The organism is Rhizobium sp. SL42, from assembly GCF_021729845.1.
Classification (GTDB): Bacteria; Pseudomonadota; Alphaproteobacteria; order Rhizobiales; family Rhizobiaceae; genus Allorhizobium.
The window spans coordinates 3,789,434-3,812,227 of sequence record NZ_CP063397.1 but is presented as its reverse complement, the minus strand read 5'-3'; the positions used below and the strand labels follow the sequence as shown (position 1 = coordinate 3,812,227).

Annotated in this window: 17 protein-coding genes; 10 read left to right on the top strand and 7 right to left on the bottom strand. The window is 62.0% G+C overall.

Annotated elements, in window-relative coordinates:
- A complete protein-coding gene (locus IM739_RS17980) occupies window positions 1-903 on the bottom strand; it encodes a metal ABC transporter substrate-binding protein (RefSeq protein ID WP_237369035.1) in 903 nt (300 codons plus the stop codon).
- Between the two features lie 254 nt (window positions 904-1,157).
- Here IM739_RS17980 and IM739_RS17975 point away from each other — a divergent pair, with 254 nt between their 5' ends.
- Window positions 1,158-2,798 carry a hypothetical protein gene (locus IM739_RS17975; protein ID WP_237369034.1) on the top strand — a complete coding sequence of 547 codons (1,641 nt, stop codon included), beginning with the start codon at window positions 1,158-1,160 and terminating at the stop codon, window positions 2,796-2,798.
- A 93-nt stretch (window positions 2,799-2,891) separates the two neighbouring features.
- Here the strand turns inward: IM739_RS17975 and lysS are convergent, their stop codons facing one another.
- The 5 genes from lysS to IM739_RS17950 all read right to left on the bottom strand — a co-directional run bounded on the left by lysS (window position 2,892) and on the right by IM739_RS17950 (window position 10,026).
- Complete coding sequence (gene lysS, locus IM739_RS17970; RefSeq protein ID WP_237369033.1) at window positions 2,892-4,388, bottom strand: lysine--tRNA ligase; 1,497 nt, start codon at window positions 4,386-4,388, stop codon at window positions 2,892-2,894.
- A 170-nt stretch (window positions 4,389-4,558) separates the two neighbouring features.
- Window positions 4,559-6,016, bottom strand: coding sequence for a glutamate--tRNA ligase (gene gltX / locus IM739_RS17965; RefSeq protein ID WP_237369032.1), 1,458 nt, complete (start codon window positions 6,014-6,016; stop codon window positions 4,559-4,561).
- 513 nt (window positions 6,017-6,529) lie between these two features.
- A complete protein-coding gene (locus tag IM739_RS17960; protein ID WP_237369031.1) occupies window positions 6,530-8,293 on the bottom strand; it encodes an SLC13 family permease in 1,764 nt (587 codons plus the stop codon).
- Window positions 8,294-8,439: 146 nt separating this feature from the next.
- Window positions 8,440-9,198, bottom strand: coding sequence for a TerC family protein (locus tag IM739_RS17955; protein ID WP_237369030.1), 759 nt, complete (start codon window positions 9,196-9,198; stop codon window positions 8,440-8,442).
- Window positions 9,199-9,327: 129 nt separating this feature from the next.
- Window positions 9,328-10,026 carry a TetR/AcrR family transcriptional regulator gene (locus IM739_RS17950; protein WP_237369029.1) on the bottom strand — a complete coding sequence of 233 codons (699 nt, stop codon included), beginning with the start codon at window positions 10,024-10,026 and terminating at the stop codon, window positions 9,328-9,330.
- 146 nt (window positions 10,027-10,172) lie between these two features.
- Here IM739_RS17950 and IM739_RS17945 point away from each other — a divergent pair, with 146 nt between their 5' ends.
- The 6 genes from IM739_RS17945 (at window position 10,173) to IM739_RS17920 (ending at window position 17,732) form a co-directional block, all read left to right on the top strand.
- Window positions 10,173-11,363: an HlyD family secretion protein gene (locus IM739_RS17945; RefSeq protein ID WP_442981066.1), complete on the top strand. Its 1,191-nt coding sequence runs from the start codon at window positions 10,173-10,175 to the stop codon at window positions 11,361-11,363.
- 28 nt (window positions 11,364-11,391) lie between these two features.
- Window positions 11,392-12,981: a DHA2 family efflux MFS transporter permease subunit gene (locus tag IM739_RS17940; RefSeq protein ID WP_237369027.1), complete on the top strand. Its 1,590-nt coding sequence runs from the start codon at window positions 11,392-11,394 to the stop codon at window positions 12,979-12,981.
- A 131-nt stretch (window positions 12,982-13,112) separates the two neighbouring features.
- The gene (locus IM739_RS17935) at window positions 13,113-14,138 is read left to right on the top strand and encodes a LacI family DNA-binding transcriptional regulator (protein WP_237369026.1); all 1,026 of its coding nucleotides are present in this window, start codon (window positions 13,113-13,115) and stop codon (window positions 14,136-14,138) included.
- Window positions 14,139-14,213: 75 nt separating this feature from the next.
- Entirely contained in the window at window positions 14,214-15,662 is a 1,449-nt protein-coding gene (xylB, locus tag IM739_RS17930) for a xylulokinase (protein WP_237369025.1), read from the top strand.
- Between the two features lie 168 nt (window positions 15,663-15,830).
- Window positions 15,831-17,141, top strand: coding sequence for a xylose isomerase (gene xylA, locus IM739_RS17925; RefSeq protein ID WP_237369024.1), 1,311 nt, complete (start codon window positions 15,831-15,833; stop codon window positions 17,139-17,141).
- A gap of 201 nt (window positions 17,142-17,342) precedes the next feature.
- Window positions 17,343-17,732, top strand: a complete 390-nt coding sequence (locus IM739_RS17920; RefSeq protein ID WP_237369023.1) for a VOC family protein — start codon at window positions 17,343-17,345, stop codon at window positions 17,730-17,732.
- A 118-nt stretch (window positions 17,733-17,850) separates the two neighbouring features.
- Here IM739_RS17920 and IM739_RS17915 read toward each other — a convergent pair whose 3' ends face one another.
- On the bottom strand, window positions 17,851-18,870 hold the full coding sequence (locus IM739_RS17915; RefSeq protein WP_237369022.1) for a LacI family DNA-binding transcriptional regulator: 1,020 nt from the start codon (window positions 18,868-18,870) through the stop codon (window positions 17,851-17,853).
- A 178-nt stretch (window positions 18,871-19,048) separates the two neighbouring features.
- Here IM739_RS17915 and IM739_RS17910 point away from each other — a divergent pair, with 178 nt between their 5' ends.
- The 3 genes from IM739_RS17910 to IM739_RS17900 all read left to right on the top strand — a co-directional run bounded on the left by IM739_RS17910 (window position 19,049) and on the right by IM739_RS17900 (window position 22,716).
- A complete protein-coding gene (locus IM739_RS17910) occupies window positions 19,049-20,575 on the top strand; it encodes a sugar ABC transporter ATP-binding protein (RefSeq protein ID WP_237369021.1) in 1,527 nt (508 codons plus the stop codon).
- 101 nt (window positions 20,576-20,676) lie between these two features.
- Window positions 20,677-21,693: an ABC transporter permease gene (locus IM739_RS17905; RefSeq protein WP_237369020.1), complete on the top strand. Its 1,017-nt coding sequence runs from the start codon at window positions 20,677-20,679 to the stop codon at window positions 21,691-21,693.
- Between the two features lie 69 nt (window positions 21,694-21,762).
- Complete coding sequence (locus tag IM739_RS17900) at window positions 21,763-22,716, top strand: substrate-binding domain-containing protein (protein WP_237369019.1); 954 nt, start codon at window positions 21,763-21,765, stop codon at window positions 22,714-22,716.
- The last annotated feature ends 78 nt before the right edge of the window (window positions 22,717-22,794 follow it).

The following is a 22,794-nucleotide window of genomic DNA, read 5'->3' as shown; positions in this document are numbered from 1 at the left end:
TCATCCTTCAAGTCCCTTTGCAATGGTCGAGACAGTGACCTTAAGCAGGTCGATATAGGTGGGGACCGGCCCGTCCTCGGTGCTGAGCGAGTCGACATAGAGCACGCCGCCATAGGTGGTGCCGGTTTCGGCCGCGACTTGCTTTGCGGGCTTGTCGGAAACGGTGCTTTCGGAGAAGACGACGCGGATCTTGTTGGCGGTCACTGCGTCGATCACTGCCTTGACCTGTTGCGGGGTGCCCTGGCTGTCGGCATTGATCGGCCAGAGATAGAGCTCCTTCAGGCCGAGGTCGCGGGCGAGATAGGAAAACGCGCCCTCGCTCGTCACCAGCCAGCGTTCGTTTTCGGGCAGGGTCGCGATCTGCGCCTTCATCGGGGCGATCTCGGCCCTGATCTTTTCCGAATAAGCCGCGGCATTGGCGGCATAGACGGCGGCATTGTCCGGATCGATCCCGGTCAGCGCCTTGCGGATGTTCTCGACATAGATCAGCGCATTGTCGGGCGACATCCAGGCATGCGGATTGGGTTTTCCGTCATAGGCGCCGCCGGAAATGCTCATGGGGGCCACGCCGTCGCTGACCACCACATTGGGCACGTTGCCAAGATTTGCGAGGAACTTCTCGAACCAGGTTTCGAGATTGAGGCCGTTCCACAGGACGAGATTGGCGTCGCTTGCCTTGAGGATATCGCGCGGCGTCGGCTGGTAGCCGTGGATCTCGGCGCCGGGCTTGGTGATGCTTTCGACGGTCGCCGCGTCGCCCGCGACATTGCGGGCAATGTCGGCGATCACGGTGAAGGTGGTGACGACCTTGGGCTTGTCGGCGGCGGATGCCGGCAACGGGGTCAGAGCGGCCAGCGCTGCAAACAGCGCGCTTCCCACCAGGCAGGCAAGTCTTGGCAGCATGCACGATCTCCAGTTGTTGCGAATAATTCTCATTAAAACCTATCGCGCAAATCTGCTTTGTCAATGCATTTGCAACTCATTCGCAAAAAGAACATATCGCTGACGAAAATTCCGTCGAATTCGGGATTTTCGCCGGAGGCATGCCGTTGTGCGGCATTGTCGGGGGCAAGTTAAAGTTTCCGCAACAACGATCTCATATGGTGGCGCAAGTATTGCGTAAAACAGCGGAGCGGTGTCATGGCGGAGTTCACAGCGTGAAGGGTCCGAAGATCCATTTTTCGCGCAAGCTCGTGCTGATCTTCGGCGGCGTTCTTGTCCTGTGCGGCGGAACCGGTGCTGCGGCCGTGTTCATCGGCGCCGACACCCTGCTTGGTCCTTCCTATGCCGAACTCAACGGTCTGGAATGCACCGAGGTCAAAACCGTCGAAATCCACAAGAAGGACCATTTCTGGATCCGGAAATACATCACGACCGATGCGCCGGGTGACGGCCTGACACGGGTGAAGACGGCATTGCGGGTCGCCAAGAGCCTGCATGAGCACGAAAAGGCCGATCTGGTCCAGGTGGTCGTACTTGATACCAAGGGACCAAAGGACCGCGCCGACATGCGCGGCCGCGCTGTCGGTGCGGATGTGATTTATATTCCCGATCCAAGCCGCGTGCCGGAAGAGAGCGCCGCCCGGATCTTTACCGCGCGCTATGTCGACAAGGCTGCGAACGAGAACGGCCAGTTCTTCGGCGAGCGCATCGACATGATCGACAAGGACATCGAAGCGCTCGTTGCCCGGCTGGACGACACCACCGATTGCCTGAAGCCGGAAGTGGTCCTGCCGGAAGGTGCGCATGGAGCAGCGCCTGCCGGACATGGAGCCGCACCGGCCGGACATGGGGAAGCGCCAGCGAGCGGACACGGGGAAGCGCCTGCGAGCGGGCATGGCGAGGCACCGGCAGATGCGCATGGGGCGGCCCCCGCCGAAGGCCATGGGGAAGCACCGGCCGAGGGCCATGGAGGCGACACGCCCGTGGCGGAACACGGTGCTGCGGAAAGCAAGGGCTGGATGGGTTCGATCCTGGGCATGGTCGGTCTCGGCGGCAGCGAAGAGCCGGCGGATGCGCCGCATGGTGCCGAGGCCGCCGGCCACGATGCACCGGCGGAAGACGAGGCTGCCGCGGGCGAGCACGCGGCGCCTGCCGAGCACGGCGAGGCCGCCGGACATTCGGAGGCTGCAGCACCTGAAGAGGCTACAGGACATGCGCCCGCGGACGGCGACGGTCATGGAGCAACGGTTGAGGCCCAGGTTGAGGCCCATGGTGCGCCCGTCGAGGAGCCGGCAGCGAAGCATACATCAGCGGAGGGCGACGCTGCCGAGGCGGCGCCGGAAGCGGCCGACGCTCATGCGCCTGCGGGTGCCGAGGATGCACACAATGCGGATGCGACAGATGCCGGGGACGAGGGCTGGTTTTCCTCGCTGAAGGGCATGGTCGGGCTGGGTGGCGAAGAGGCTGCGACGGAAGAGGACGCTTCGGTCCAGGGTGGCGACACCGCGTCGGACGCCGATGAGGTTGCAAAGAAGAAGTGGCCGAAGCCGGCCGCGAACCAGGTCGCCCCGGACGGCGAACAGGCGCAGACCAAACATGATGGCGCCGATTGGCTGGCCAAGATGCGTGCCAAGCCGATCGCGACCGCTGCTGACGGCGGACACGGCGCCGCCGCCGCAGGGGCAACTGCTGCGGAAACGCATGACCAGCCCTCAGGCGAGCCGGTATCGACGCAAGGCGAGCATGGCGAAAAGGCGGATGCATCGCATGCGTCAGCTGCTCCCGCCGAGGATGAAGCCATCCTGCCGCCGAAAGCGGAGGTTCATGGCGAGGAAGAGGCCAAGGCCGGTCACTGAGCCTGGAATACTTTACAAACGAAACAAGCCCCGGTCGCGAGACCGGGGCTTTTTTGTCTTCAGGCCTGTGTTGCGGCTGATCGGTCTGCCTTATCAGTCTGCCCGGGCGCGACGGGCCGGGAAGAGGATGATGTCGCGGATCGACGGCGCGTTGGTCAAAAGCATGATCAGGCGGTCGACGCCGATGCCGAGACCGCCGGCGGGCGGCATGCCCTGGTCGATCGCGTCGAGGAATTCCTCGTCGAGCTGCTTTTCCTTCTCGCCGCGGGCATGGGCCTGCTCGAGCTGCTCGACCATGCGCTTTCGCTGTTCTTCCGGATCGTTGAGTTCAGAAAAGGCATTGCCGATTTCCCAGGCGTTGCAATAGGTCTCGAAGCGTTCGACGAGCCGGGGCTCACCCGGCACTTCCTTGGCGAAGGGCGAGATGTCCTTCGGAAAGTGCGTGACATGGCTCGGCTGGATCAGCGTGCTTTCGACCTTCTCTTCGAAGATGAAGGCGAGGCATTCGCCCCAGGTCCAGTCCTTCTCGACGGCAAAGCCGGCAGCCTTGGCAGCGGTGCGGGCTTCCTCGTCGGTCTTCATCGCGAGGAAGTCAATGCCGGTCGCTTCCTTGACGGCGTCGGGCATCGGTACGCGCTTGAACGGACCCTTGAAGGAGATTTCCTTGTCGCCGAACATGAATTCGGTGCTGCCGTGGATCTTCACGGCGAGCTCGGCAAACATGCGCTCGACGAGGTCCATGATGTCTTCGTAGTCGGCATAGGCCCAGTAGCATTCCATCATGGTGAATTCAGGATTGTGCCGGGTGGAAACGCCTTCGTTGCGGAAGTTGCGGTTAACCTCGAAGACCTTGTCGGTCAGGCCGGAGACGAGGGTGCGCTTGAGGAACAGTTCCGGCGCGATGCGCAGGTACATGTCGAGCTTCAGCGTATTGTGGTGCGTCTTGAACGGTTCGGCCGTGGCGCCGCCATAGACCGAGTGCAGCATCGGCGTCTCGACTTCCATGAAGCCGTCGTTTTCCATGAAGCGGCGGATGCCGGAGACGATCTGCGAGCGCTGCTGGAAGCGGAGCTTCGAATCCTCGTTGGTGAGGATGTCGAGGTGGCGCTTGCGGTAACGCTGTTCGATGTCTGCCAGACCGTGATACTTTTCCGGCATCGGCAGCAGCGTCTTGGTCAGCATGGTGATTTCATGGGCGTTGATCGTCAGTTCGCCGCGCTTGGTGCGGCGCACGGCGCCGGTGACGCCGATGATGTCGCCAAGGTCGATCATCGGCAGCAGCGCGCGGGCTGCTTCCGGAGTCGTATCCTTGTGGGAGAAGATCTGGATCTTGCCGGAGGCATCGTGCAGGTCGATGAACATGCCCGAATTGCGCGAGGAATAGACGCGTCCGGCTACGGTGACGATGTCGCCCGATTCGGTGTCCAGTTCGAGGCCCTCGTATTTCGCAGCCAGTTCAGCATTGGTGATCGTGCGGTGGAAATGGGCCGGATAGACGTCGCCGATCTGTTCGCGCAGCAAAGCCAGTTTCTGGCGGCGCACTTCGGTCGGGTCGGAGGAGAGGGCGGTTTCGGTCTTCTGTTCGGTCATCGTGTGATTGCCTCGGATCGGCTGTTTTTGTTTCGGTTTGCCGGTGCGGCTGGCTCGGTCAAGCCTCCCCCTTGTGGGGAGGGTCGGAGCGAAGCGACGGGGAGGGGAGGCGTCTTGCTCGGGGCTAAACCCCTCCCCAAATCCTCCCCACAAGGTGGAGGGGCTTTTCCTTAGTTTTGTGCACCCGCCATCGCGGTCAGAACCTGGATCGCGACCTTCAGGCGCTGGCGGACGACGGAGCGGCCGAGCAGCGCCATCGAGTCAAACAGCGGCAGTGAGCGCTGGCTTCCCGACACGGCGACGAACAGCGGCGGGGTTACCACGCGCAGCTTCTTCTCCATACGATCGGCGATCGCGCGCAGTTCTTCCTCGATGGTCGCCACGTTCCATTCGAGGATCTTTTCAAGATCCGCCTGAACGGTGGTCACGATGGCCAGCGTTTCTGCCGGGCTGGTCTTCAGGCCGCCGAAGGAGGCTGGCGTCAGGCCGACATCATTGGCAAGCAGGAAGCCTGCGAGCGGCGGCAGTTCGCCAAGCTTGGTGACGCGGCTCTGGGCGAGTTTCAGGCCCTCGGTCAGGCGGTCGTTTTCCATTGCCCAGTCCAGCACGCGGGCGATGAACTCGTCCGGCGAGAGCTTTTCGCGCAGCCAGCGGCCGTTCAGCCAGTCGAGCTTCTGGATGTCGAAGATCGCGCCAGCCTTGGACAGGTTGTCGGGATCGAATTTTTCGATCAGCTCGTCCATGGTCAGCAGTTCTTCGCCTTCGGCGATCTGGATGAAGAACAGGCCGAGGAAATTCATCAGCGCTTCCGGCATGTAGCCGAGCGCCGAATAGTAGGAGATCGAAGTCGGGTTCTTGCGCTTCGAAAGCTTGGACTTGTCGGCGTTTCGCATCAGCGACAGATGCATCCAGACAGGTGCTTCCCAGCCGAAATAGCGATACAGCAGGATGTGTTTTGGCACCGATGCCAGCCACTCTTCGCCGCGGGCGACATGGGTGATTTTCATCAGGTGGTCGTCGATGACATTGGCCATGTGATAGGTCGGCATGCCGTCGCCCTTGATGAGGACCTGCATGTCGACACTGTCCCACGGGATCGACACATCGCCGTAGACGCCATCATGGAAATCGCATGAGCCCTCGGCCGGGATCTTCATGCGCACCACGGACGTTTCGCCGGCGGTCATCTTAGAGGTGACTTCCTCGGCGGTCAGGTTCAGGCACAGGCCATCATATTTCGGCGGCTTGCCGGCCGCGCGCTGGCCCTCGCGCATCTGCTCAAGCCGCTCAGGCGTGCAGAAACAACGGAAGGCATGGCCCTTGTCGAGCAGGTCCTGCGCATGCGGCCAGTACATGTCCTTGCGATCGGACTGGCGGTATGGGCCGTGAGGGCCGCCGATATCCGGACCTTCCGACCAGGTCAGGCCGGTCCATTTCAGCGCATCGAGTACCTTCTGTTCAAACTCGGCGGTCGAGCGGGTCGCATCGGTATCTTCGATGCGCAAGATGAATTCGCCGCCATGTTTCTTGGCGAACAGGTAGTTGAACAGCGCGATATACGCGGTGCCGACATGGGGTTCGCCGGTCGGGGAGGGTGCGATACGGACGCGGACGCCTGAATTGGTCATGGAGTTCAGCTCATAGTGACGTGCGGGGAAATCGAGCGATGGCCGCAGGATCATGGGTGTGAAATACAATGTGGCGGAAGGACGAGAAGGCGCGTTTCCGTGCCAGGTTCCGCCTGTTCCATTGGCTGGCCTTAGGCCATATTCAACGCAGTGCGTCAAGGAAAACTGCGTATTTGGGCGGTTTCCGGCCCTTCCTCAAGCCGGTGCGGAAATAAATCAAAAAAACAGCGGAACCGATTTCGGTTGGAGGCGTTTCACCGACAGAACGCAGGTCGTGCCAACCGGACGCGACGGAATATCGGGGAACACGGAGATTTTTCCGGTTTCTCTCCGTGGCCAACGAAGCGGCAGGCGAGCCCCATCCGTCCGGCTTGCGTTCTCCCCAAGTACCCGCCCCCCCAGGAAAGCCTGCGTCCCGCCGACGCAGGTTTTTCTGCGTTTTTCTGCGTCCGGTTGGGTGTCGTGGTCACATGCTCGATGTTCTGACACCGGCACATATCGCAACCACCGGTCTCAGACGGGCCAGACCATCAGCAGTGTCGGGACGGCAACCAGGATTACCAGGACGGACAGAGGCGCCCCGAGCCGGGGATAGTCGCTGAAGCGATAGCCGCCGGGACCCATGACCAGCGTGTTGCACTGGTGGCCGATCGGGGTGAGGAAATCGCAGCCCGCGCCAATTGCGACGGCCATCAGGAAGGCTTCCGGTCTGTAGCCCAGCCCGCCGGCAAAGCTCGCGGCGATCGGGGCCATCACCAGCACCGTTGCCGCGTTGTTAAGGAAGGGTGTAACGGCCATCGCGGTGACGAGGATCAATGCGACGGCACCCCAGGCCGGCATGCTGCTGGCCAGCGTGCTCAACCAGCCGGCAATGACGTCGCTGGCACCTGAAGTCCGCAAGGTGTTGGACACCGGAATGAGGGCGGCCAGCATGACGAGGATCGGACCATCGACCGACTGGTAGACTTCCGAGATCGGGATGACCTTGAAGACGACCATGGCCAGCGCCGCTGCAAAGAACGCGATGGCAACCGGGGCCAGTCCCAGGGCGGTGGCGCCCATGGCGACAAACAGAATGGCGAGCGGAACGAGAACATTTCGGCTGGTGCCGAGCAGGATCGCGCGCTCGGCGAGCGGCAGGCAGCCGAGTTCGGTCAGGATGGCGGGCATCTGCTGGCGAAGGCCCTGCAGCAGGACGACATCGCCCGACCGCAGCGTCAGTTCGCCCAGCCGTTCACGGATGCGCTTGCCCTGCCGGCTGACTGCGAGCAGGTTGACGCCGTAGGTATGGACCAGAGAGAGATCCCGCGCGGTCTGGCCGATCAGGGACGATCCCCGGCTGATGACGGCTTCGACGGAGACAAGGTCGCCGCCCTTGTTGGAGGCAACCGTGCCGCCGGCCAGCGTGAGGTTGCCCTGGGAGACGACCCTATCCAGTGCCTCCGATGGTCCCTGCAGCAGGAGGGTGTCGCCGACCTTCAACTGCACGTCCGGGAACGGCGAAAGCCTCGTGTCTCCGCGCAGGATCGAGGTTGCCGTTACTTCGCCTGAGGCGATCTGCTGCAGTTGGTGCAGGGTCTTGCCGACATAGGGGGATTGCCGCCCAAGGGTTGCTTCCGTTGAAAAATGCGAACTTTCGAGTGCTTCCTGCAGCGACGGGTTCTGGTTCTCGCGCACGGGCACAAGCCAATAGAAGAGCATCAGGAAGATGATGCCGGCGATCGCCAGTGTCGCGCCGACGGGGGTGAAGTCGAACATGGTGAAGGCCTGGCCGGTGATCTCTTCACGCAGCCGCGACACGGCGATGTTGGGCGAGGTGCCGATCTGGGTCATCAGGCCGCCGAGGAGGGCGCCGAAGGCCATGGGCATCAGGAAGATGGACGGTGAGGCATTCGAGCGGCGGGCGAACTGGAACGCCACGGGCATCATGATGGCCAGCGCACCGATATTCTTGATGAAGGCAGAGAGTATGGTGACCGTAAGCAGTAGAAGCAGCATCTGCGCCCGGACGGATTCCAGACTGGGAAAGAAGCGCTTGATGGCAAGATCGACGACGCCGGACCGTGCAACGCCGGCGCTGACCACCAGCGCGGAGCCGACGATGATGACGATGTCGTCGGAGAAGCCGGCAAATGCCTCGGCGGGGGAGACGAGGCCGAGGGCGACTGCCGAGACGAGAGCGGCACAGGCGACGACGTCGTAACGGAAGCGCTCCCACATGAATGCCGCCATCATGGCAGCAATGACACCGAAGGCGAGGATTTGCTCGTAGGTCATGTGGCTCCGGGCGATTCAGTGGGCAGAGCTGCAGACGGTGAAGGCACCGCTGGTTCATGTCCAGTGTGATCTTTGACGACGTGAAGGCTGTGATAAAAAAAGAGGGCCCGTTCAAACAAACAGGCCCTCTTTCGCGACGTCAAGGATCAGTGGCGGGTCGCGCCTTTTTCCCGGTCTGCCTGCTTCTTCCTGCGGGCAAACATATTGAGCATTTCCACAAGCCCGGAGAATGCCATGGCAGCGTAGATGTAGCCCTTCGGAACGTGGAAGCCCATGCCGTCGGCGATCAGGGTCATGCCGATCATCAGCAGGAAGCCGAGCGCGAGCATGACGACGGTCGGGTTCTTCTCGATGAAGTTGGCCAGCGGATTGGAGGCGATCAGCATGACGGTGACGGCCACGATGACGGCAATAACCATGATCGGCAGATGCTCGGTCATGCCAACCGCGGTGATGATGCTGTCGACGGAAAACACGAGATCGAGCAGCAGGATCTGGCCAATGGCGGCGGCAAAGGTGTTGGTCGCCGAAGACGCGATGAAATCCTCCTGATGGTCGATCGGATCGACATTGTGGTGGATTTCCTTGGTCGCCTTCCAGACCAGGAACAGGCCGCCCGCGATCAGGATCATGTCCTTCCACGAGAAGCCGTGGCCGAAGAGTTCAAACACGGGATTGGTCAGTTGGACGATCCAGGCGACGGTGCCCAGCAGCGCCAGGCGCATGATGAGGGCGAGGCCGATGCCGATGCGGCGAGCTCTTTCGCGCGATTCCACCGGCAGTTTGTTCGTCAGAATGGAAATGAAGACGAGGTTGTCAATGCCGAGCACGACTTCCATTATGATCAGCGTAACCAGTGCGATCCAGGCGGCGGGGTCTTGGGCGAGTAGGAGCAGATCCTGCATTCGGTGTTTTCCGTGCTAAACAGAGGGGTTGAGCAACAGCAAATGGGGCAAATGATCGCATATGGCAAGGGTCGGCGCTGCAGGTAGCGCCGGGCTTAGTGCGATAAGGCTGCGGGCGGCGGCTCCGGCTCAGGTGTTTTGCCGGTCGGCCGGACCGTATGCACCAAGGAAAAGCTTGAGGCCGCTATCGATCACACGCTCGATTTCGGCCTGCGCAACATCCGGCGGCAGCTGATTGAACAGCCGCTCCCGGAAGAAGGAGCCGACGGCCAGGTCGATGAACTGGCGGGCTGCCAGTTCACTGTCGTCGATGTGCAGCTGTCCGCTTTCGACATGGCGGTCGAGGAAGGCGCGCAGCACGGTCTTGGCATTGGTCGGGGCGCCGGCGAAAAACCGCTGGCAAAGCGACGGCATGCGATCGATCACGCCGAGGACAACGCGCATCGACGGGATCATGTCGGTCTTGATGACCTGGTGGGCGAAAGCGAGGCCGAAGCGGCGCAGTCCGTCCTCGGCGCTCGTGCTCTGCTCCAGCAGTTCGCGCATCTGTTCGGCAAACAGCCCCTTGGCGCGCTCGATCAGGGCTGCAAACAGCTCTTCCTTGCTCTGGAAGTAGACATATATGGTGCCCTTCGAGACGCCGGCCTCCCGCGTCACGTCATTCATGCTCGCGGCGTCATAGCCCATCTTCATGAAAACGCGCTTTGCGCCGTCGAGAATCTGGCCGCGCTTGATCGGGTCTTCGCCGGCGGCAAAACGGCTGAGGCCGGGCGCTGCCGCGGGGGTCGGCTCCGGTGTGTCGTGCGGTTTCGTCGTCGGTTGGGTCATGGTCGGTCCAAATAATTAACTCATGTGCAGATTGAGGCCACAAAGCCGTTTTCTGCACCTTGATATGCGTCACAAAAGCCTATATGTCAATCGAACCGAACGGTTCAGTTCGAATAGTTCCTACACCAACTCCCCGGTTTGAGCCCATGTCCGTCACGCAACGATCCACCGCCCTCCGTTCCGCTCCTCCCGTCGAAGACAGGAATGAGGCCGTGCCGGCCACGCCGCAAGAAGCCGGGGTCACCCCTGCCGAGACAGTCGCGCCGCCCGCAGCCGCCAAGAAGCGCCGCAGCCCGGTCCTGCCGGTCATCGGCCTGGCGATCCTCGGTGTCGGCGTCTGGTTCGGCTACGACTGGTGGACCAATGGCCGGTTTATGGTGTCGACCGATGATGCCTATATCGAAGGCGATATCGCGATTATCTCGCCGAAGATTGCCGGATATGTGCAGTCGGTCGAAGTGACCGGCAACCAGGTCGTCAAGGCTGGCGATCCGCTGGTGACGCTCGATGGCGGTGATTATCGCATCGCCTATGAACAGGCTGTCGCCAACAAGCAGAGCGCCGAACTCGCGGTGCTGCGCATCGATGCGCAGATCACCGGTGGCGAGGCAAGCCTTGCGCAGAGCAAGGCACAGCAGGGCGCTCTGGAAGCCAGCGTGCGCGGTGCGCAGATTACCGAGAAGCGCGCCAAGGATCTGGCAGCCAAGTCCGCAGGCACGACGGCCGATCTCGACAATGCGACGATCGCGCTGGAGCAGGCCAAGGCAAACCTGGTTGCGGGTGAGGCGGCGGTGTCGTCTGCCGAAGCCAATGTTTCTCTCCTCAAGGCCCAGCGCAATGAAGCGCTGAACACCGTCAAGGTACAGGAACTGGCGATCGACAAGGCCAAGCGCGATCTCGATTTCACCGTGCTCAAGGCTCCGTATGACGGTGTCATCGGCAATCTTTCGGTCCAGGCCGGCGATCTTGTTTCCGCGGGCAAGCGTCTCGCTGCCCTCGTTCCCGTGCGTGACCTCTACATCGAGGCGAATTTCAAGGAAACGCAGATCGCGCACCTGGTTCCGGGCTCGAAGGTTTCGATCCACGTCGATGCCTATGGCGACGATCCGCTTGAAGGCACCGTGACCTCGATCGCGCCGGCCTCAGGCGCCATCTTCTCGATGCTGCCGGCCGAAAATGCGACCGGCAACTTCACCAAGGTGGTGCAGCGCGTGCCGGTCCGGATCGCGCTTCCGCAGGAGGCGCTGGACCAGGGACACCTGCGCGCCGGTCTGAGCGTGATCGTCGATGTTGATACCCGGACCGCGCCCGAAGCCAAGGCCGTCGCCGCGCAGTAAGCGGATCTGCTAGAAAAGGGGCCGCGTCATGGCCGTTGCAAGCACAGCATCACCCACCCTTGGCTCGGCCTCGGGGGCGGAAGAGCGCATGGATCCGAAGCGCGTCATCGCTTTTCTGGCGATGGTCTTCGGCATGTTCATGTCGATCCTCGACATCCAGATCGTCTCGGCGTCGCTCTCCGAAATCCAGGCCGGCCTCGGCGCCAGCAATGACGAGGTCGCCTGGGTCCAGACATCGTACCTGATCGCCGAAGTCATCATGATCCCGTTGTCCGGCGTTCTCGCCCGGATCCTGTCGACGCGGGTCCTGTTCTCGATCTGCGCCGGCGGATTTACCCTGGCCAGCGCATTGGCGGCCACGGCCACCAATATCGAGCAGATGATCGTCTACCGTGCGATCCAGGGCTTCATCGGCGGCGGCATGATCCCCTCCGTCTTTGTCGCCGCCTTCACGATCTTTCCGCCGTCGAAGCGCAATATCGTCTCGCCGATGATCGGTCTTGTCGCCACGCTCGCACCGACGATCGGGCCAACGATCGGGGGCTATATCAGCCATGCCATGTCGTGGCACTGGCTGTTCCTGATCAATGTCATACCCGGCATCATCGTGGCCGCGACGACTTGGAGCCTGATCGATTTCGACCAGCCTGACCACAGCCTGATGAAGAAATTCGACTGGTGGGGACTGGCCTCTATGGCGGTGTTCCTCGGTTCGATGGAATACGTGCTGGAAGAGGGCAACAACAAGGACTGGTTCAACGACCACCATATCGTCATGGGCACCATTGCCATGGTGATCGGCGGGGCGATCTTCTTCCGAAGGGTCTTCAAGGTCGAGCTACCGGTCGTCGACCTGCGGGCTTTCTCGAATACGAACTTTGCCTTCGGCTCGCTGTTCTCCTTCGTCATGGGCGTCGGTCTCTACGGACTGACATATCTCTATCCGCTCTATCTCAGTCGCATCCGGCACTACGACTCGCTGATGATCGGCCAGACCATGTTCGTCTCGGGGGCCGCGATGTTCCTGACGGCGCCGATTGCCGGCATCCTGTCGAGCAAACTCGATCCGCGCGTGATGATGATGATGGGCTTTGGCGGGTTTGCCGCCGGAACCTACATGATGACCGGCATCACCGCGGACTGGGATTTCTACGAATTGCTCATTCCGCAGATCCTGCGCGGCTGCTCGCTGATGATCTGCATGGTGCCGATCAACAATATCGCGCTCGGTACGCTGCCCCCGGATCGCATGAAGAACGCATCGGGCCTGTTCAACCTGACGCGCAACCTTGGCGGCGCCGTCGGCCTTGCGATCATCAATACGATGATCACCCAGCGGACCGACGATCATTTTGCCCGCCTGTCCGAGAGAGTTGACTGGGGCAACCCTGCGGCACTCGACTGGTTGAGCAGTGTCGGTGCGAACTACGACGCCTATGGTCTCGACGGCAGCACCGTTGCGGTCCAGAAGCTCGCCGGCATCGTCACGCAGCAAGCCACACTGCTGTCGTTTATCGACATCTTCATGGGGCTGACGGTGCTGTTCGGTTCCCTGGTGTTCATGACGCTGCTGCTGAAAAAACCCAAGGCCGCCGCACCGGCGGGTGCCGGTCACTGAGAATTTAGCAGGCCGAAAAGCCGCCACTCGAAAGGGTTGGCGGCTTTTTGCCGGATGAAAATGAGGTACGTACATCTTTTTTTGATTTACGTACCTCATCTCCTGCGCTAGGACAGGCGCCGGAGGAATTCATGAAGCCAACCGTACATGACATCGCGGTCCATGCCGGGGTCAGCCTTGCAACCGTCGACCGGGTCTTGAACCGGCGCCCGGGCGTGAGTGCGCGGACCCGCGACAAGGTGGATCAGGCGGTGTCGACGCTCGGTTTCGTGCGCGACGTGGCGGCGGCCAATCTGGCCAAGGGACGGACCTATCCGCTGACATTCATCATTCCCTCCAACGACAATTCCTTCATGCGCGGCCTCCGGCTTGCGCTGGACGAGGCGACGGGGCGTGCGGCCGTGGAACGGATTGCGATCCGGCTCATCGATGTGCCCGCCTTCGACGCGACGGCACTTGCCGATGCGCTCGATGCCGCACTTGTCGGCGCTCCAGCCGGGATTGCCTTTGTCGCCGTCGATGCGCCGGAGGTCGTAGAGGCTGCCAATCGAGTTGCCGCGGCCGGCGTGCCCCTGGTCACGCTTGTCTCGGATCTGTCGGGCGCAAGCCGCGATCATTATGCCGGGATCGACAATGCTGCGGCCGGTCGCACCGCCGCCAGCCTGCTCGGGCGGTTTCTCGGTGGCCGCGATGGCGCCGTCGCCGTTCTGGCGGGATCGATGCTGGTGCGCGACCATCGCGAGCGCTGCGAGGCGTTCGAAGCCGTGATGACCAAGGACTTTGCCCGTTTCGAGATCCTGCCGGTGGTCGAGGGACGGGATGATCCGGCGACGGTCGACGCGCTGGTCAGTCGGCTCTTTGCCGAACGTGGTGACATCGTCGGTCTCTACAGCCTGGGTGCCGGCAACCGCGGTCTGGTGCGGGCGCTGGAAAAGGTGGCGTCGTCCAGCAGGCCGGCGGTCATCGCGCACGAACTGACCGAGACAACACGCGCGGCGCTCGACGCCGGCCTGATCGATGCGGTGCTCAACCAGGATGCGGGCCACGAGGTGCGCAGTGCCATCCGGGTGCTGAAAGCCAAGGCCGACGGCTTGCCGGTGGTGGCCGCGCAAGAGCGTATCCGGCTCGACATATTCTTGAAGGACAATCTGCCCTGAGGGGCACAAGCAAATTGAGTTTCGAGCGACATGGCGTCTGGCGCCCGGCTCGGAGAAGTTGAAAGGGAGGAAATCATGTATCTCGGTTTGGACCTCGGCACGTCAGGCATCAAGGCGATGCTGATTGATGACGGCCAGCGCGTGATCGGTGTCGGTCATGCGGCGCTGACCGTTCAGCGGCCGCATTCCGGCTGGTCCGAACAGGCACCCGGCGACTGGATCCGCGCGACGGAGGAGGCCGTCGGCGCACTCAAGGCAGCGCATCCGGCGGAACTCGCCGCGGTCAAGGGTATCGGCCTGTCCGGCCACATGCATGGTGCAACCCTTGTCGACGCCAAGGACCGGGTTCTGCGCCCCTGCATTCTGTGGAACGATACGCGCAGCCATGAGGAAGCGGCCGCGCTCGATGCCGATCCGCGGTTTCGTGCCTTGACGGGCAATATCGTGTTTCCCGGGTTTACCGCGCCGAAGCTTGCCTGGGTCGCCAAGCACGAGCCGGAGACCTTTTCCAAGATTGCCAAGGTCCTGCTGCCCAAGGATTTCCTGCGGTTGTGGCTGACGGGCGAATATCTCTCGGACATGTCGGATTCGGCTGGAACCGCCTGGCTCGATACGGGCAAGCGTGCCTGGTCGCCGGAACTGCTCGCGGCAACGGGCCTGACGGTCGAGCAGATGCCCGGTCTGGTCGAGGGAACGGATCGCGCAGGTGTCCTGCGTGGCGAGCTGGCGGCGAAATGGCGCATCGGTTCCGATGTCATCGTTGCCGGCGGGGCAGGGGACAACGCAGCTTCGGCCTGCGGCATGGGCACGGTCGCGGAAGGCCAGGCCTTCGTGTCGCTCGGCACGTCCGGCGTTCTCTTTGCCGCCAATGGTTCCTATCTGCCGAAGCCGGAAAGCGCTGTGCATGCCTTCTGCCATGCGCTGCCGAACACCTGGCACCAGATGGGCGTCATCCTTTCGGCCACCGATGCGCTGAACTGGCATTCCGGCGTTACCGGCAAATCGGCAGGCGAGTTGACCGCTGAACTGGGTGACGCTCTCAAGGCGCCGACCGGCGTGACGTTCCTGCCCTATCTGTCGGGCGAGCGCACGCCACATAACGATGCAAAAATCCGCGGCGCCTTTATCGGGCTTGGCCACGATTCCAGCCGCGCCGTGCTGACACAGGCGGTTGTCGAAGGTGTGACCTTCGCCATCCGTGACAGCCTGGAGGCCCTGAAATCCGCGGGCACGAAGATCGATCGCGTGACGGCGATCGGTGGCGGTTCGCGCTCGCGCTACTGGCTGGCGTCGATCGCAACGGCTCTCGGCATGCCGGTCGACGTGCCGGCTGACGGCGATTTCGGCGCCGCCTTCGGCGCGGCCCGGCTCGGCCTGATTGCGGCCACCGGCGCTGATCCGCTGTCGGTCTGCACCGCGCCCGCGACGGCCGAGACGATTGCGCCGGTTCCGGCGCTGTCTGGTGCCTACGAGGAGGCCTACCGCCGCTATCGCTCGGTCTATCCGGCGATCAAGGGGCTTTGAAGAAATACCCTCTCTGGCCTGCCGGCCATCTCCCCCACAAGGGGGGAGAAAACCACGCGGCCGATGTTTCGGTATACGGGTGGCGGCGGGCCTAGCCCCTCCCCCTTGTGGGGAGGGGTTGGGGAGGGGACTTGATGACTTCCAATACACACCAAGGAGGAACTATCCATGAGCACTGGCTTTTTCGGCGATATCGACAAGATCAAATACGAAGGTACCGACAGCACGAATCCGCTGGCTTATCGTCACTACAACCCCGATGAAGTGGTCGCCGGCAAGCGCATGGAAGACCATCTGCGCTTTGCCATCGCCTATTGGCACACATTCGCCTGGGAAGGCGGCGACCCCTTCGGCGGTCGCACCTTCGATCGCCCCTGGTATGGCAGCGGCATGGACAAGGCGAAGCTGAAGGCGGATGTCGCCTTCGAAATGTTCAGCCTGCTCGGCACGCCCTATTACTGCTTCCATGATGCCGATGCGCGTCCGGAAGGCGACAGCTTTGCCGAGAACACGCGGAACCTGAACGAGATCGTCGACTACTTCGAACAGAAGCAGGCCGAGACCGGCGTCAAGCTGCTCTGGGGCACGGCAAACCTGTTTTCGCACCGCCGCTATATGTCGGGCGCCTCGACCAATCCGGATCCGGATGTGTTTGCCTTCAGTGCGGCGACCGTCAAGACCTGCATGGATGCGACCATGCGTCTGGGCGGCGAGAACTATGTGCTCTGGGGCGGCCGCGAGGGTTATGAAACCCTGCTCAACACCGACCTGAAGCGGGAACTGGACCAGATGGGCCGCTTCCTCAACCTGGTGGTCGAATACAAGCACAAGATCGGCTTCAAGGGCGCGCTGCTGATCGAGCCGAAGCCGCAGGAGCCGACCAAGCACCAGTATGACTACGACGTCGCGACCGTCTACGGCTTCCTCAAGACCTATGGTCTCGAGAAGGAAGTGAAGGTCAATATCGAACAGGGTCATGCGATCCTGGCCGGCCACACATTCGAGCATGAACTGGCGCTGGCCAATGCGCTCGGCATCTTCGGCTCGATCGACATGAACCGCAACGACTACCAGTCCGGCTGGGATACCGACCAGTTCCCCAACAATGTGCCGGAAATGGCGCTGGCCTATTACCAGGTTCTGGCCGGCGGCGGCTTCACCACGGGTGGCACGAACTTCGACGCCAAGCTGCGTCGCCAGTCGATCGATCCGGCCGACCTTCTGATCGGCCATATCGGCGGCATGGATTGCTGCGCCCGCGGCCTGAAGGCTGCGGCGAAGATGATCGAGGACAAGGCGCTGTCGGGTCCGCTGGCATCACGCTACGCCGGTTGGGACAAGGCCGAAAACCAGACGATGCTGCGCGGCGAGGAAAGCCTCGAGGCGATCGCTGCCCGCGTCGAGACCAAAGGCATCAATCCGCAGCCGAAGTCGGGTCAGCAGGAACTGCTGGAGAATGTGGTCAATCGCTACGTCTGAGATGTAGGCTGATGTGATGCGATTGGGCCGGGGCATGCGAGTGTCCCGGCTTTTTTGTTTATCGATAGAGTGTCCTTGGAATGCAAGTTGTAGTCGCGACGCGAATCCGTAATCTGAACATTCGCAAGCTAGAGATGGAAGAACATTTCAGTCGACCGTTGATCTGCTGCGATCTTTGACCTCAGCGAAAGGAAGTCGGTGATGCGATTCATCAATCCCATACCTTTCGTAAGTGATATCCGTCGTTCAAAGGGATTTTATCAGGCACGGCTTGGTCTGCGTGTCCTGGAAGATTTCGGAAGCTTTGTGTTGTTCGAGACGGGTTTTGCGATCCACGAAGGGCAGTCTCTTGAGCAGACAATCTGGGGCGAACCCTCTTCCTGTCGAGAACCCTATGGGCGCAGGAACTTGCTGCTTTATTTCGAGGATGAACATCTTGATCGGGCCTTTGAGACCATTTCACCGCATGTGGAATTGATACACGCTATCGAGCAGCAATCGTGGGGGCAGCGAGTCTTCCGTTTCTACGATCCGGATGGGCATGCAATCGAGATCGGAGAACCGCAGCTTCTTGGAAATCCACCGGATTAGTCTGGATGCGCAGCTTTGCGGCATTGTCGGCAAGCGGTTCAAAACCGTCGGCTTTGATTGGGGATGATTTGTGCGAACGTGGACAAAGTCCCAACGTCGGTAAATAGAACGATGATTTCTACCGCTTGTCCGGTCCCGTCACCGAGCCCCTGACGATGAGATCCGGCATGATCAGGATTTCGCGGCGTTCGGTCGGGCGCTCAGTCAGTGTTTCCAGCAGCAGCGCCATGGCCTGGCGGCCGATGGCGCTGCGGGGCTGGCGGATCGTGGTCAGGGCCGGATTGACATAGGTTGCTTGTGGCACGTCGTCGAAACCGATGATCGAGAAGTCGCGCGGCAGGTCGTAGCCGCGGGCGGTCAGGCCGTTGATGACGCCGACGGCTGTCGCGTCGTTGACGCACATGAAGGCGGTCGGCAGCGTGTCGCGCATGAACAATTGCTCGACGGCGAGCCGGCCGCTTTCGATCGTGCCATCGCCCTCCAGCACCAGTCGGTGGTCTGGCGGAATGCGGGCAGCGTCGAGTGCAAGGTCATAGCCCTGGCGTCGGCGCTGGTGGCCGAGCCTGGTCTTTGCATCGCCGATGAAGGCGATGCGCCGGTGGCCGGCCGAGAGAAGATGTTCGGCAGCCTTGCGGGCACCGGCCGTGTCGTCGACGCCGACATAGGAGGTCTTCGAGCCGAAGACCGGTTCGAAGACGGCCACCGACGGCGGCAGGCGCTGGCCGATGACCTGATGGCCGAAGGGTTCGTGGCCGGTGAATAGCACAAGGCCGGCAGCCTGGCCGGAGCTCAGGAATTTCAGATATTCCAGCCCGCGCTCGGGATCGTTTTGCGTGTGCCCGATCAGCACGCCGAAACCATGGGCGCGGGCCTCGTTTTCCAGACCGATCAGCGTGGTGGAGAAATTCGGGTCGCCGATATCCGGCGCCAGGATCAGGATCATGTTGGAGCGGCCCATGCGCAGCGAGCGGGCCATGGCATTGGTGGTGTAACCGGTGATCGCAATGGCTTGGTTGACGCGCTGGCGGGTGGTCTTGGCGACCTTGTCGGGCGTATGGATGGCACGGCTCACCGTGGCGATCGACACCTCGGCAATGCGTGCAACATCGTCAATCGTGGCCGGCGTTGAATTCGGCACGCTGCCCCATCCCCCTATCCATATGGAATCGTTGGAGACCTTATCTGCTGTGCTGCGGCTGCGAAAGCCGAGAGGGCGGTAAAACATCCCTGTGAATGGATGATGTAAACCTTTACATAGATCATGTAAACCTTTACATAGGTCAGCATAGCGGTTGAGGAGCCGCCGGGAGGATTGCATGACTGGGACCGGGGATGAAGCGCGCAAAGCCGTGCTTGTCGCAGAACGTATCTCGAAATCGTTTGGTGATGTGCAGGTGCTGTTCAGCGTCGATTTCGACGTGCTGCCCGGCGAGGTGCATGCGCTGATGGGCGAAAACGGTGCCGGCAAATCGACGCTGGTGAAGATCCTGTCGGGTTTCGAGCAGGCGACGGCCGGGCGCATCCTTTTGGACGGCCAGCCGGTGGTCCTGCCGCCGAATGGCGCGGCCGAAGCGCTGGGGATCGTGCTGATCCACCAGGAATTCAATCTTGCCGAACATCTGACCGTGACCGAGAGCCTGTTTCTCGGTCGTGAGGTGACGCGCTTCGGCGTGCTCGACCGCAAGTTCATGCGGGCGGAGACGGTGCGTGCGCTCAACCAGCTCGGTTCGCCGATCGATCCGGATGCGCTGATCAGTTCGCTGGCGGTGGCCGACAAGCAGATGGTCGAGATCGCCAAGGCGATCAGCCGCAAGGCGCGCATCGTGTTCATGGACGAGCCGACCGCCGTTTTGTCGCGCGAGGAGACGGATGTGCTGTTTGCCCAGGTGCGCAAGCTGCGCGCCCAGGGCACGAGCTTCGTCTTCGTCAGCCACAAGCTGGACGAGGTGATGGAACTGACGGACCGGGTCACGGTGTTGCGGGACGGCCAATGGGTGAAGACGGCGCCGACCGCCGTGCTCGATGGCGAATCCATCGCGCAGCTGATGGTCGGGCGCGAGCTTTCCAGCCTTTATCCGACCAAGCATGAGCCGAATGTCGATGAAGAAGTGGTGCTTTCGGTCAAGGACCTGAGCACCGACTATGTGAAGCATGTCAGCTTCGAGCTGAAAAAAGGCGAAGTGCTCGGCTTTTCCGGCCTGATAGGTTCCGGCCGCACGGAGCTGATGGAGGCGGTTGCCGGCTTGCGGCCGCGTCTCTCCGGCGTCGTCCAGCTCAAGGGCACGGACCTGTTGCCGGAGGATTTCCGCGAGGCCAACCGACGCGGGCTCGCCTACATGACCAAGGACCGCAAGGGCAAGGGCCTGCTGCTCGGCGAGGGCATGACGGCAAACCTGACGCTGCAGGCGATCGACCAGCATATCCGCCATGGCTATCTCGACCCGTCGAGCGAGGCGAAGGCGATGGCGCGGGCCAAGCGGCGCTTCGATATCCGCGTGCGGGATGACCGGGTGCGGGTCGGGCGCATGTCGGGCGGCAACCAGCAGAAGCTGCTGCTCGCCAAGATCATGGAGATCGAGCCGCAGATCATCATCATCGACGAGCCGACGCGCGGCATCGATGTCGGCACCAAGCAACAGATCTATCATTTCGTTGCGGCACTGGCCCGTGAGGGGCGTTCGATCATCGTGATTTCCTCGGAAATGCCGGAAGTGATCGGGCTCTGCACCCGGGTGGCGGTGATGCGCGAAGGGCGCATGGTCGGCATTCTGGAGGGCGAGGAGATCAGCGAGCAGGTGATCATGCGATATGCCGCGGGACTGAAGAAGCAGCTTGCGAGCTGACAGGAGCGACTGGTCGGCCGTCCCGCGCGGCGCGCAGGCCGGAGACAAAAGACATGGGGGCAGGGCCGCTTCAAAAGCGCCCGCCCGGGAGGAGACGACCCGTGAACACGACTGCCGAGACTGAGAGCACACCCGAAATCCGCGGCCGGCGCACCTGGCGCGATGTCGATCTGCGCGCCGTTGCGCCCTTTGCGGCCTTGCTGCTGCTTTTGATCGTCGGTGCCATGGTCAATCCGAATTTCATCGGCCTCAACAACCTGGCCAATGTCGCGACCCGCTCGGCTTTCATCGCGATCATCGCGGTCGGCGCGACCTTCGTGATCTCCTCGGGCGATCTTGATCTCTCGGTCGGTTCAATGGTGGCCTTCGTCGCCAGCCTGATGATCCTGTTCATGAATTCCGGCGTGATCGCCGATCCGGCGCTGATGCTGGCCGCAGCGGTCGTCCTGACCGTCATCATCGGCTCGCTCTGTGGGCTCGCCAATGGCCTGATCACAACGGTCGGCAAGATCGAGCCTTTCATCGCGACGCTCGGCACGATGGGCATCTATCGTGGCCTTACCACCTGGCTCTCCCAGGGCGGGGCGATCACCCTGCGTTCCCCCGAACAGCAGGAGCTGTATCGCCCGGTCTATTTCGGTTCGTTTCTCGGCATGCCGCTGCCGATCCTGATCATCCTGATCGTGACGGCGATCGCCGCCTTCATCCTCTACCGCACGCGCTACGGGCGCCATGTGGTGGCCGTCGGATCCAGCCGTGACGTGGCCCGCTATTCCGGCATCGCTGTCGACCGGGTGCGCACCATTGCCTTCATCATCCAGGGTTTTTGCGTCGCGATCGCCGTGCTGCTCTACGTGCCGCGGCTCGGATCGACGTCGGCAACGACAGGCATCCTGTGGGAGTTGCAGGCGATCACCGCGGTCGTTGTCGGCGGCACGGCGCTGAAAGGTGGCGCGGGGCGTGTCTGGGGCACGATCTGCGGCGCCTTCATCCTCGAACTCGTCGGCAACATCATGCTGCTGTCGAACTTCATCTCCGAATATCTGATCGGCGCCATCCAGGGCACGATCATCATCATCGCGATGCTCGTCCAGCGTTCGCTGGCGCGCAAGGCGTAAGTCGTGACCGGGCAGGAGGGTCGCCCGGTCCGTCACTGAAATGACCCTAGTCACTTTGGGAGGAAACCAATGCACAAGAAACTGATGGGACTTGCCGTCGCGATGACGGCGCTGACGGCGATCTTCACTGCCGCGCAGGCCCAGGACACGAAGACGATCGGCGTCTCCATTCCGGCGGCCGACCATGGCTGGACGGCCGGTGTCGTCTATCATGCCAACCGCGTTGCCGAGCTTCTTATGAAGGAGCATCCGGGGCTGAACGTCATCGTCAAGACCTCGCCGGATCCGGCAAGTCAGGCCAATGCCCTGCAGGATCTCGAAACCCAGGGCATCGATGCGCTGGTCATCCTGCCGACCGATCCGGACCCGCTGGTCAACGCGATCAAGGAAATCAAGGGCAAGGGCACGTTCGTGTCGATCGTCGACCGCGCGCCGAGCACCAACGACAATTCCGTGCGTGATCTCTATGTCGCCGGCAACAACCCGGCGCTTGGCGAAGTCGCCGGCAAGTACATTGCCGAGAATACCCCGGATGCTGAAGTCGTGGTCATCCGCGGCATGCCGATCCCGATCGACCAGCAGCGCCAGGACGGTTTCGACAAGGGCATTGCCGGCTCCAACGTCAAGGTTCTCGATCGCCAGTTCGGCAACTGGAACCGCGACGACGCCTTCAAGGTCATGCAGGACTACCTGACCAAATACCCGAAGATCGACGTGGTCTGGTGCCAGGACGACGACATGGCCGTCGGCGTGCTGCAGGCGATCGAGCAGGCCAAGCGCACCGACATCCAGTATGTCGTGGCCGGTGCTGGTTCCAAGGACATGATCAAGAAGGTCATGGACGGCGACAAGATGATCCCGGTCGACGTTCTCTATCCGCCGTCGATGGTTGGCACGGCGATGGAGCTGACGGCTGCCGCGATCTACGACCAGGTTCCGGTTCACGGCACCTATGTTCTCGATGCGACGCTGATCACCAAGGACAACGCGCAGAACTACTACTTCCCGGACTCGCCTTTCTGATTTCGGACAAGTTCCCTACGCCAAGATCTGCCCGGGTTTTCCCGGGCAGATTGCTGTCGACGTGATCAATGCCATTGT

Coding starts and splice junctions, on each gene's coding strand:
- IM739_RS17980 (WP_237369035.1), bottom strand. CDS start 903: ATGCTGCCAAGACTTGCCTGCCTGGTGGGAAGCGCGCTGTTTGCAGCG.
- lysS (WP_237369033.1), bottom strand. CDS start 4,388: ATGACCGAACAGAAGACCGAAACCGCCCTCTCCTCCGACCCGACCGAA.
- gltX (WP_237369032.1), bottom strand. CDS start 6,016: ATGACCAATTCAGGCGTCCGCGTCCGTATCGCACCCTCCCCGACCGGC.
- IM739_RS17960 (WP_237369031.1), bottom strand. CDS start 8,293: ATGACCTACGAGCAAATCCTCGCCTTCGGTGTCATTGCTGCCATGATG.
- IM739_RS17955 (WP_237369030.1), bottom strand. CDS start 9,198: ATGCAGGATCTGCTCCTACTCGCCCAAGACCCCGCCGCCTGGATCGCA.
- IM739_RS17950 (WP_237369029.1), bottom strand. CDS start 10,026: ATGACCCAACCGACGACGAAACCGCACGACACACCGGAGCCGACCCCC.
- IM739_RS17945 (WP_442981066.1), top strand. CDS start 10,173: ATGTCCGTCACGCAACGATCCACCGCCCTCCGTTCCGCTCCTCCCGTC.
- IM739_RS17940 (WP_237369027.1), top strand. CDS start 11,392: ATGGCCGTTGCAAGCACAGCATCACCCACCCTTGGCTCGGCCTCGGGG.
- IM739_RS17935 (WP_237369026.1), top strand. CDS start 13,113: ATGAAGCCAACCGTACATGACATCGCGGTCCATGCCGGGGTCAGCCTT.
- xylB (WP_237369025.1), top strand. CDS start 14,214: ATGTATCTCGGTTTGGACCTCGGCACGTCAGGCATCAAGGCGATGCTG.
- xylA (WP_237369024.1), top strand. CDS start 15,831: ATGAGCACTGGCTTTTTCGGCGATATCGACAAGATCAAATACGAAGGT.
- IM739_RS17920 (WP_237369023.1), top strand. CDS start 17,343: ATGCGATTCATCAATCCCATACCTTTCGTAAGTGATATCCGTCGTTCA.
- IM739_RS17910 (WP_237369021.1), top strand. CDS start 19,049: ATGACTGGGACCGGGGATGAAGCGCGCAAAGCCGTGCTTGTCGCAGAA.
- IM739_RS17900 (WP_237369019.1), top strand. CDS start 21,763: ATGCACAAGAAACTGATGGGACTTGCCGTCGCGATGACGGCGCTGACG.